The following is a 10,387-nucleotide window of genomic DNA, read 5'->3' on the forward strand; positions in this document are numbered from 1 at the left end:
CTGCTGGTAGCAAAGCCGCAGGTCGCGCCCGTCGCCGTGATCAGGAATTAGGCGTACGAGGCGTACGCGCTGCCGGCAGAGATTCAGGCGTTGACGACGATTTGTTCGTCGTCCGCCTCTTCTCCCAAAAATCCGCCGCTCTGATGCGCCCACAGGCGCGCATACAGTCCATTCTGTTGCAGCAGCTCGCGATGCGAACCCTGCTCGACGATGCGACCTTTATCCAGCACGATCAATCTATCCATCGCCGCTATCGTGGACAAACGATGGGCAATCGCCACCACGGTCTTGCCTTCCATCAGTTCATACAGACTGGTTTGAATCGCCGCTTCCACTTCCGAATCGAGTGCGCTGGTTGCCTCATCCAGCAAAAGAATAGGCGCATCCTTCAGCATCACGCGTGCAATCGCAATGCGTTGCCGCTGGCCGCCGGATAATTTGACGCCGCGTTCGCCGACGTGCGCATCGTAAGCGGTGCGCCCCTTGGCATCGCTCAGGGTCAGAATAAAGTCGTGCGCCTCTGCCCGCTTGGCCGCATCGATCATGTCGGCCTCGCCAGCATCGGGACGGCCGTACAGAATGTTGTCGCGTACCGAGCGGTGCAGCAGCGAAGTGTCCTGCGTCACCATGCCGACCTGCGCACGCAAACTGTTTTGCGTGACGTGCGCAATATCCTGCCCGTCGATCAGGATGCGCCCCTGCTCCAGATCGTAGAAGCGCAGCAGCAGATTGACGATCGTCGATTTGCCGGCACCCGAACGTCCGACCAATCCTACTTTTTCACCCGGGCGTATGGTCAGATTGAATTGATCGATCACCGCGCGCGTACCACCGTAGGCGAAACCGACATTGTCAAACTTCAATTCACCGTGCATCACCTGCAAGGGCACTGCATCCGCCGCATCCGTGACCGTATGCGCGCGCGCCAGGGTGTTGATGCCATCCTGCACGGTGCCGACCTGCTCGAACAGCGTTGCCATTTCCCACATGACCCAGTGCGAAATGCCGTTCAGGCGCAAGGCCATCGCGGTGGCGGCAGCAACCGCACCCACGCCCACCTGACCTTGCGTCCATAACCACAATGCAACGCCGGCAGTGCTGAGTATCAGCAGCATGCTCAGCGCATGATTGACGATTTCAAAACCGCTGACCAGGCGCATTTGCCCATGCACGGCAAACATGAATTCCTGCATCGCGGTGCGCGCATAACCGGCTTCGCGGCCGGCATGCGAAAACAGTTTGACGGTGCCGATATTCGTATAGGCATCGGTAATGCGGCCCGTCATCAGCGAGCGCGCATCCGCCTGCGCTCTGGAAACATGGCTCAGGCGCGGCACAAAATAGCGCAAGGCCAGTCCGTACACCACCGCCCAGCTCAAAAACGGCAGCATCATCCAGGTATTAAAAGTGCCGACCACGCTCACCAGCGTGACGAAATAAATGATGACGAAGACCAGAATATCGCCGGTAATCATGCACACGTCGCGCACGGCAAGCGCGGTCTGCATCACCTTGGTGGCGACGCGCCCGGCAAATTCATCCTGATAAAAACCCATGCTCTGATTGAGCATCATGCGATGAAAATTCCAGCGCAACTGCATGGGGAAATTTCCCGCCAGCGTCTGATGCTTGAAGAAAGTCTGCAATGCCACCAGCACCGTGCTCAACATCACCACTGCCGCCAGCAACAGCAAGCTGCTGCGCTCCTGCGTCCACAGCATGGCGGGCTCGACCTTGGCCAGCCAATCGACGATGCGCCCCATCATCGCAAACAGCAGCGCCTCGAAAGCGCCCGTCATCGCCGTCAATATGGTCATCGCAGCGACATAACGCCGCGCACCTTTGGTGCATGCCCACACAAAGGCGATGAATCCGCGCGGCGGAGTGGCGGGAATTTCGTCCTGATACGGATGCAGCAATCGTTCAAACCAGCCCAGCATTTACATCTCCAGATAATTCTTTGTACAAACAACATCGCATATGCACGTACTCTGCGACCACTTCTTGCGAGGGATGCATGATACGGATCATTCCCTGACACATACTGCAATTTTCTTTGTAATCCGCAAACCTTCGGCTACCCTATGGCTCCCGACACCATTTCCGCAAAGAGCACATCATGATCATCGCGAAATTCTTGCATATTCTCGGCTTTACCGTTTGGGTAGGCGGCATGTTCTTCGCCCATAACGCGTTACGGCCAGTCGTCGCCGTGACACTGGAACCACCGCAAAGACTGACTTTGCTGGCCGGGATATTCACCAAATTTTTCGTATGGGTCTGGCTTTCCGTTGCGCTGATCTTCGGCAGCGGCCTGTATATGATGGCCCTGATCGGCAAGCCGCCAGTCTATATCACCCTGATGTTCGTCCTCGGCGTGATCATGACTCTGATCTTTGCACACATCTTTTTTGCTCCCTATCGTCGTTTGAAACGTGCAGTCGCTGCGCAGGAATGGAAAACCGGCGGCGCCGCAATGGGGCAGATTCGCAAACTGGTCGGCATCAACCTGATACTGGGTTTGCTGACGATAGTCATCGGCTCGCTGGGTCCGCTGGCGCTGTAACCGAAGCAGGAAGCGAAGACAAGTGAAATGATTTTTTGTCCGCACAGTTTCCGCATGCCCTTATAATATTGACCGAAGCAAACATCAATGCGCATAAAACGGCGCATTGATCATCGCCTTGCGCTATCACGCATTGCACTCAACGCACACGGGCTTCCATCCGGCTGTTGAGAGTAGTATCCAGTCATCGACTGTGACCGACGTATATCGTTCGCCCATCTCTGAATATTGAGGAGATATTTTTATCAATCAGAAGTTCACGCGCTCATACGAGCATTGCCTGCTGATGCCGGCTGATTGTTTTTGCTGAATTATTGACTGCGCATGCATAGAAACCTCGAATCCATATTGCTACTCGCCATCGTCATCGCGCCCTTCATAGGCAGCGTGATCGCCGCATGCATGCCGGCCAATGCCCGCAATCGCGAGTCAATACTGGCCGGAGGTGTCGCTTTATTCGGCTTGCTGGTATCGGCCTATCTGTATCAGCAAGTAGGCGATGGTGAAATCATCCGCTACCAGGCTGCATGGATGCCCGCATTCGGTGTGGATTTTGTCTTGCGCATGGATGGGCTGGCGTGGTTGTTCGTGATGCTGGTGCTGGGCGTGGGCTTGCTGGTCGTGCTGTATGCGCGCTATTACATGTCAGAGCAGGACCCGGTGCCACGCTTCTTCGCTTTCCTGCTTGCCTTCATGGGTTCGATGCTGGGCGTCGTCCTGTCCGGCAATCTGATTCAACTGGTCGTGTTCTGGGAACTGACCAGCATTACCTCTTTTCTGCTGATCGGTTACTGGCATCACCGTATCGATGCGCGGCGCGGCGCGCGTATGGCGTTCACCGTCACCGCCACCGGCGGCTTGTGTCTGTTGTGCGGCGTGCTGATTCTCGGTCGCATCGTCGGCAGCTACGATCTGGATACCGTGCTCGCTGCCGGCGACCAGATCCGGGCGCATGCCTGGTATCTGCCGGCACTGGTGTTGATTGCACTCGGCGCATTGACCAAGAGCGCACAGTTCCCCTTTCATTTCTGGTTGCCGCACGCGATGGCGGCGCCTACACCGGTATCGTCTTATCTGCATTCTGCGACGATGGTCAAAGCCGGCGTGTTCCTGCTGATGCGTTTCTGGCCGGCCTTGTCCGGCACGGAAGAATGGACATGGCTGATTGCCGGCGCCGGCGTCTGCACGCTACTGCTCGGCTCCTTCGTCGCTATCTTCCAGCACGATCTGAAAGGCTTGCTGGCATATTCCACCATCAGCCATCTGGGCTTGATCACCGTATTGCTGGGCATAGGTTCGCCGCTTGGCATGGTGGCGGCAATTTTCCACACCGTGAATCACGCGATTTTCAAGGCCTCGCTTTTCATGGCGGCCGGCATCATCGATCATGAAACCGGTACCCGCGACATGCGTGTGCTGCGCGGCCTGCGGCATGGCTTGCCGATCACGGCAAGGCTGGCGGTGGTCGCCAGCGCCGCGATGGCGGGCGTGCCTTTGCTCAACGGTTTTCTTTCGAAGGAAATGTTCTTTGCCGAAACCGCCCTGGTCGGCGGCACGGAGAGCTGGTGGATGTCATATGCCGCGCTCGCAATGGGTATTTTCAGCGTGACCTATTCCTTGCGCTTTATCAGCGTGTTCTTCGGCAAGCTGCCGGAAGATTTGCCGAAAATACCGCACGAGCCACCGCGCTGGATGCGCTTCCCGGTCGAGTTGCTGGTGCTGCTGTGCCTGATCGTCGGCATTGTTCCAGGCATGAGTATCGAACCGTTTCTGGATAGCGCAGTAGTGTCGGTGCTTGGCGCACGCGCACCCGTTTATGATCTGGCGATATGGCACGGTTTCAACCTGCCGCTGGCAATGAGCTTTGCCGCACTCGCCGGCGGCGTGCTGCTGTATGTCATTCTGCGTAAATACTTCACGCTGCAGTCGCGCGATCGCGTACCGGTGTTCTATCGATTGAGCGGTGCGCAAGCATACGAAAGCACGATGCTGCGCCTCACAGCCGGTGCCGCATTGCTGGTGAAATGGCTGGGCACAAAACGTCTGCAACCGCAGTTGTTTTTGATGATCGCTGCGATGATCGCCGTACCGCTGCTGCTGGTGCAGCCATTGCCGACATTGGCCGCAGTATCGCTGGCCGACATCGATCCGCTGTTCGCATTGATGTGGCTGATCGGTTGCACGTGCGCAGTCGCGGCGGCATGGCAGGCCAAATATCACCGTCTGGCCGCATTGATCATGGTCGGCGGCACCGGCGTCGTTGTCAGCATGACCTTTCTGTGGTTATCCGCACCGGATCTTGCACTGACGCAGTTGATGGTGGAAACCGTGACCACCGTGCTGATTCTGCTCGGCCTGCGCTGGCTGCCGCGCCGCATCGCACCGAAAGAACTCAATATGCGCGAACCGCACACCGTCTGGTTGCGCCGTTCGCGCGATATGGCGCTGGCGATCGGCGGCGGACTGAGTATTGCCGCCGTCAGTTATGTGGTGCTGATGCATCCGCAGCCGAAAAGCATAGGCGATTTTTTCCTGTTGCGCGCGCTGTCGGAAGGCGGCGGCAGCAACGTGGTCAATGTACTGCTGGTGGACTTCCGCGGCTTCGATACGATGGGTGAAATCACCGTGCTGAGCATCGTCGCGCTGACCGTGTATGCCTTGTTGCGACGCTTCCGTCCGGCGCCGGAAAGCATTGTCATTCCGGAGCAGCAACTCGACAACAAGGACTTCGCCGCGCAACAGGCGCCGGCGGAACAGGTCGAGAACGGCTACCTGATGGTTCCCGGCGTCTACCTGCGTTTTCTGCTGCCCTTCATGGGCATGATCGTGGCGTACTTTTTCATGCGCGGGCATAACCTGCCGGGCGGCGGCTTCGTCGCCGGATTGATCTTCGCTGTCGCCATCATCGTCCAGTACATGCTGGCAGGCACTACCTGGGTGGAGTCGCATTTGCATCTGCGGCCGCTACGCTGGCTCTCGTTCGGCTTGATCATTGCATGCCTGACCGGCCTAGGCGCCAGCGTGCTTGGCTATCCGTTCCTGACCAGCCACACGGCACACCTGACACTACCGTTACTCGGAGAAATTCATGTACCGAGCGCCTTCTTTTTCGACCTCGGCGTGTTCGTGGTCGTAGTCGGTTCGACCATGCTGATTCTGGTCGCACTGGCGCATCAATCCATCCGCAGCCGTCGTCCGCAAGCCGGTACGCCAGTTGAACCTGCCGGCAACCAGCGAGGAGTCATCTGATGGAAATCGTGATCTCTCTCGCCATCGGCGTGCTGTTCGGTTCCGGTATCTGGCTGCTGCTGCGGCCGCGCAGCTTTCAGGTACTGACCGGATTGATGCTGATGTCCTATGCCGTCAATCTGTTCATCTTCATCATGGGCCGACTGTGGGTGAACAAGCCGCCGCTGACACTGGGCACAGGCGTGCCTGATCCCGCCATGTTCAGCGATCCGCTGCCGCAGGCGCTGGTGCTGACCGCCATCGTCATCGGCTTCGCCACCACCGCACTCTATCTGGTGGTCATGATCGGTTCGCGCGGCCTGACCGGCACCGATCACGTCGATGGCGAGGAATCCGAATAATGAAACTGGATTGGAGCCAACACCTGATCCTGCTGCCGGTGCTGCTACCGCTGCTGTGCGGCGCGCTGCTGCTGCTCGTCAACGAGAGCCGCCGTCAATTCAAGTTCATCATCAATCTTGCATCGGTGCTGCTGCAACTCGCAGCTGCTGTCATGCTGATGCAACTGACCGATAGCGCGCACTGGAACGGCAACATAGGCGTGTATCTGGCGGCCAACTGGTCGGCGCCTTTCGGCATTGCGCTGATCGCCGACCGCCTGGCCGCACTGATGCTGGTGCTGACCGCGTTGCTGGCGACCGCCGCACTGCTGTATTCGATGATGCGCTGGAGCCGCATCGGCGTGCACTTCCACACGCTCTTCCAGTTCCTGCTGATGGGCATCAACGGCGCCTTCCTGACGCACGACCTGTTCAATCTCTTTGTGTTCTTCGAAGTGATGCTGGCGGCATCCTATGGTTTGGTGCTGCACGGCTACAACACCGGGCGCATACGCGCCGGCATGCAATACATCGCCGTCAATCTGGCCGCGTCGCTGCTGTTTCTGATCGGCGTGGCGCTGATCTACGCCAGCACCGGCACGCTGAACATGGCCGACCTGGCTGCGCGCATGGCCGAGGTTGGCGCAGAAGATTTGATCCTGCTGAAGATAGGCGTCGCCATCCTGGCGATTGCCTTCCTGGTGAAAAGTGCGATGTGGCCGCTCGGCTTCTGGCTGCCAACCACCTATGCCGCCGCCTCGCCGCCTATCGCCGCCATGCTGGTGCTGATGACCAAGGTCGGCGCCTACATCATTCTGCGTCTGTGGCTGCTGGTCTTCTCTCCCGATGCCGGCGCCGCCAGCGGCTTCGGTTCCAACGCACTGCTGTGGGGCGGCATGGCGACCATCGTGTTCGGCGCCGCCGGCATGCTCGCAAGTGAAGTACCGGGACGCATGGCAGGTTACGCCGCCATCGTTTCATCCGGCACGCTGCTGGCGGTAGTAGGCTACGGCCAGGCATCGCTGATCACCGTCGGCCTTTATTACCTGCTGGGTTCAACGCTGGCGGTAGCAGCCTTCGTTTTGTTGATCGAACTGATAGAACGCATACGTTCCGCCGGTGCCAGCATGCTGGCGCTGACGATGGAAGCGTTCGCCATTGAAGAAAAACCGGAGGAAACTGCCGGCGTCGGCATTCCGGGCGCCATGGCTTTCCTCGGCCTCGCCTTTTCCGCTTGCGCACTCATCATTGCCGGATTGCCGCCGCTGTCGGGATTCGTCGCCAAGTTCGGCCTGTTTCATGCGCTGCTGAATCCGGATGCGGCACACATCGCTGTCACCTCCACCACCTGGACCCTGATGGCGCTCATCGTGTTATCGGGTCTGGCGGCGATTATTGCACTGCTGCGTTTCGGCGTACGGACGTTCTGGGCTTCGGGCACGATTACGTCACCGCGCCTGCATGTGACGGAAGTGTTGCCCATCAGTTTTCTGCTCTTGCTATGTGTCGCCCTGACCGTGCAGGCCGGCCCTGTGTTCGACTATCTGGGACGCGCCAGCGCCGATCTGCATCGCCCTGCACAATATATAGAGCGCGTACTCTCCGCACCTGTGGTGCCGGGCACGCACAAGGAAGGGACTCCGCCATGAAACGCTGGCTGCCTTCACCAATGATGTCTTTCGTGCTGCTGCTGTTCTGGCTGCTGCTCAACGAAAGCCTGGAACCGGCGCAGATTTTACTCGGCGCCATGCTGGCCGTTGTCGTGCCGCTGCTGACACGACCGCTGCAGCCGCTCGCTTATCCACGAGTAGCGAAACCATTCCTGCTGCTGCGCCTGCTCGGCATGGCGCTGATCGAAATCATCCGTTCGTGCTTCAATGTCAGCTGGCTGATCCTGTCTCCCCGACGCGACAATCTAAACTCGCAGTTCATCCGGATTCCACTCGACATCCGCAATCCGTACGGACTGGCGCTGCTGTCGTGCCTGATCAATTCGACGCCAGGCACGGTATGGGTGGAAATTTTGCCTGACAATTACGAACTATCGCTACACGTATTCGACCTGCACGATGAACAATGGTGGATCAACACCATCAAGACGCAGTACGAAAAACCGCTGATCGAAATTTTCAAATAGGAGAAAGATCGCATGACGACACTGCTGCAGCTGGCGGTCGGATTCGCCTTCATCTGCATCCTGCTGGCGATGCTGTTCTGCACGATCCGTCTGCTCATAGGCCCGACGGCGCATGATCGCGTGCTCGCACTGGACACCTTGTGGATGTGCGCAATGCTGCTGACCTTGATGCTGGGCATACGTTTCGGCGACCTGATCTATTTCGAGGTGGCGCTGATGATCGCCCTGCTGGGTTTTGTCTCAACCATGGCACTGACCAAGTTCCTGATGCGCGGGGAGATTATTGAATGAGCGGCTTCGAGAACGTACCTGCATGGGCAGCGCTACCGATGGCATTGCTGCTGATCCTCGGCGGCTGCATCATTCTGATCGGTGCTCTCGGTCTGATGCGTCTGCCCAGTTTCTATCAGCGCATCCACGGCCCGGCAATCACCGTCACGCTCGGTGCCGGCTGCCTGCTGCTGGCATCGATGCTGTATTTCACCGTACTGCAATCGCGGCCGGTGATACATGAAATCATCATCTCCGTCTTCATCCTGATGACCGCGCCTGTGGTGGCCATGCTGCTCATGCGGGCAGCGGTTTATCGGAATGTACGTATCGGAAAACACGAAGCCGGCGCCGATACCGGCGAAGCCTACCCCTTCCCCGAAGAGAAATAACAGCTTGTGCGGCAGCCACATCTGCCGCACAAGCCGCTTCACTTCACTGCAGCTGCATTATATTTTCTGTTCATATCGACAACATCCTTTCTGCCCGGCTGGTAGAATTCCTGAACACTCACTCGCGGCTCATGCTGAACTCCCATGTCTAACATCCGCCCTCGACTCGCGCTCTCCCTCCGCAATTTTTCCGCCCGTCCGGCAGTACGACGCAGCGCTATCGGCGTGCTCGTATTCGTGGTTCTGCTCGGTCTGTTCGGCTACTTTGCACTCCCTGGCATCATCAAATCGCAAGCGGAAACGCTGATTACCGAGAAGCTGCACCGCCAGACCACGATAGGCCAGGTCGAAGTCAATCCCTACGCGATGCGTGTCACCATCCATGACATGAAGCTGATGGAACCGGAAGGCGATGTCGTCTTCGCGAGTTTCGAGAAGCTGATGGTCAATGTCTCCTATAAATCGCTGTTCCGTCTGGCACCCGTAGTGCAGCAGGTGCAGTTGAGCGCACCCTACGTCCATCTGGTGCGCAAGGATGCCACGCACTACAACATCGACGACATCATCGAACTGATCAACAGCCAGCCGCCCTCACCCGAGCCGGCGCGTTTTTCCGTTTTCAATATCGAACTGGACAAAGGCCGCATCGAATTCGATGACAGACCGGCACAAACCGTACACCAGGTCGCCGATCTGAAAATCGGCGTGCCCTTCGTATCGTCGCTGCCGTCCCAGACCGATGTCTTTGTCGAACCCCTGCTGAGCGCTACCGTCAACGGTTCTCCGCTGCTGATCAAGGGAAAAACCCATCCGTTTGCAGATACTGTCGATGCCGTGGTCGACCTCAATCTGGACGATATGGATCTGACTTCTTACCTGAAGTACATTCCCGGCACGCCGCACTTCAAGGTGCCGAGCGCACGACTCGATCTGCACATGACGGCAAAATTTCGCCAGCCCAAGGATCAGGCTCCAGCCCTGCTCCTGAGCGGCGACATCAAACTGAAATCCCTGCAACTGAATGATGAAAGCGGCGCAGCTATCGTCAAGCTGCCGGAACTCAGCGTTACCCTGAACGAAGCCAAAGTCTTGAGTGAGCGTTTTGAAGTCGCCAAACTTTCCATCAACGGTATCGCGGCAGATATCACGCGCAAAGCCAACGGTCAGTTTAATTTTGACAATCTGCTGACGCCGCCGACGCCATCTGCTGACGCCAGCGCAAAGAAAGCGGCAGCGACAACCGCTGCTGCCGCTACGCCGGTCAAGTCAGCGCAAGCACCGGAAGCCACAGCGAACACTGCATCTGCAACGCCTGCCAAACCTCCAACCGCATTCACCTTCGCGCTGGCGGAACTGGAAGTACGCAATGCCGCCTTGCGCTACACCGATGCACAGCCTGCACATCCGATGCTGGCCAATATCGACAAATTCGATTTGACAGTGCACAAGATAG

The 10,387-nt window shown here is 58.0% G+C and carries 9 protein-coding genes; 8 read left to right on the top strand and 1 reads right to left on the bottom strand.

The features are described 5' to 3' along the window. Window positions 1–83: 83 nt before the first annotated feature. Entirely contained in the window at window positions 84–1,940 is a 1,857-nt protein-coding gene (locus ABWP27_RS10480) for an ABC transporter ATP-binding protein (protein WP_353156368.1), read from the bottom strand. 179 nt (window positions 1,941–2,119) lie between these two features. Here ABWP27_RS10480 and ABWP27_RS10485 point away from each other — a divergent pair, with 179 nt between their 5' ends. From ABWP27_RS10485 to ABWP27_RS10520, 8 genes are all read left to right on the top strand, one after another. Further along, the gene (locus ABWP27_RS10485; RefSeq protein ID WP_353156371.1) at window positions 2,120–2,566 is read left to right on the top strand and encodes a CopD family protein; all 447 of its coding nucleotides are present in this window, start codon (window positions 2,120–2,122) and stop codon (window positions 2,564–2,566) included. 324 nt (window positions 2,567–2,890) lie between these two features. Then, window positions 2,891–5,815, top strand: a complete 2,925-nt coding sequence (locus ABWP27_RS10490; RefSeq protein WP_353156374.1) for a monovalent cation/H+ antiporter subunit A — start codon at window positions 2,891–2,893, stop codon at window positions 5,813–5,815. Next, on the top strand, window positions 5,815–6,156 hold the full coding sequence (locus tag ABWP27_RS10495; protein ID WP_353156376.1) for a Na+/H+ antiporter subunit C: 342 nt from the start codon (window positions 5,815–5,817) through the stop codon (window positions 6,154–6,156). Before ABWP27_RS10490 ends, ABWP27_RS10495 begins: the two co-directional genes overlap by 1 nt. After that, window positions 6,156–7,784, top strand: a complete 1,629-nt coding sequence (locus tag ABWP27_RS10500; RefSeq protein ID WP_353156379.1) for a monovalent cation/H+ antiporter subunit D — start codon at window positions 6,156–6,158, stop codon at window positions 7,782–7,784. Before ABWP27_RS10495 ends, ABWP27_RS10500 begins: the two co-directional genes overlap by 1 nt. After that, complete coding sequence (locus ABWP27_RS10505; protein ID WP_353156381.1) at window positions 7,781–8,272, top strand: Na+/H+ antiporter subunit E; 492 nt, start codon at window positions 7,781–7,783, stop codon at window positions 8,270–8,272. The genes ABWP27_RS10500 and ABWP27_RS10505 overlap by 4 nt, the downstream gene beginning before the upstream one ends. 12 nt (window positions 8,273–8,284) lie before the next feature. Beyond that, window positions 8,285–8,563, top strand: coding sequence for a K+/H+ antiporter subunit F (locus ABWP27_RS10510; protein ID WP_353156384.1), 279 nt, complete (start codon window positions 8,285–8,287; stop codon window positions 8,561–8,563). Then, window positions 8,560–8,934 (top strand): monovalent cation/H(+) antiporter subunit G, encoded by a 375-nt coding sequence (gene mnhG, locus ABWP27_RS10515; RefSeq protein ID WP_353156386.1) that lies wholly within the window; start codon window positions 8,560–8,562, stop codon window positions 8,932–8,934. The genes ABWP27_RS10510 and mnhG overlap by 4 nt, the downstream gene beginning before the upstream one ends. A gap of 144 nt (window positions 8,935–9,078) precedes the next feature. Continuing rightward, on the top strand, window positions 9,079–10,387 hold a 1,309-nt coding region (locus ABWP27_RS10520; RefSeq protein WP_353156389.1), incomplete at its 3' end, for a DUF748 domain-containing protein.

Source organism: Herminiimonas fonticola, assembly GCF_040395855.1.
Lineage (GTDB): Bacteria > Pseudomonadota > Gammaproteobacteria > Burkholderiales > Burkholderiaceae_D > Oxalicibacterium > Oxalicibacterium fonticola_A.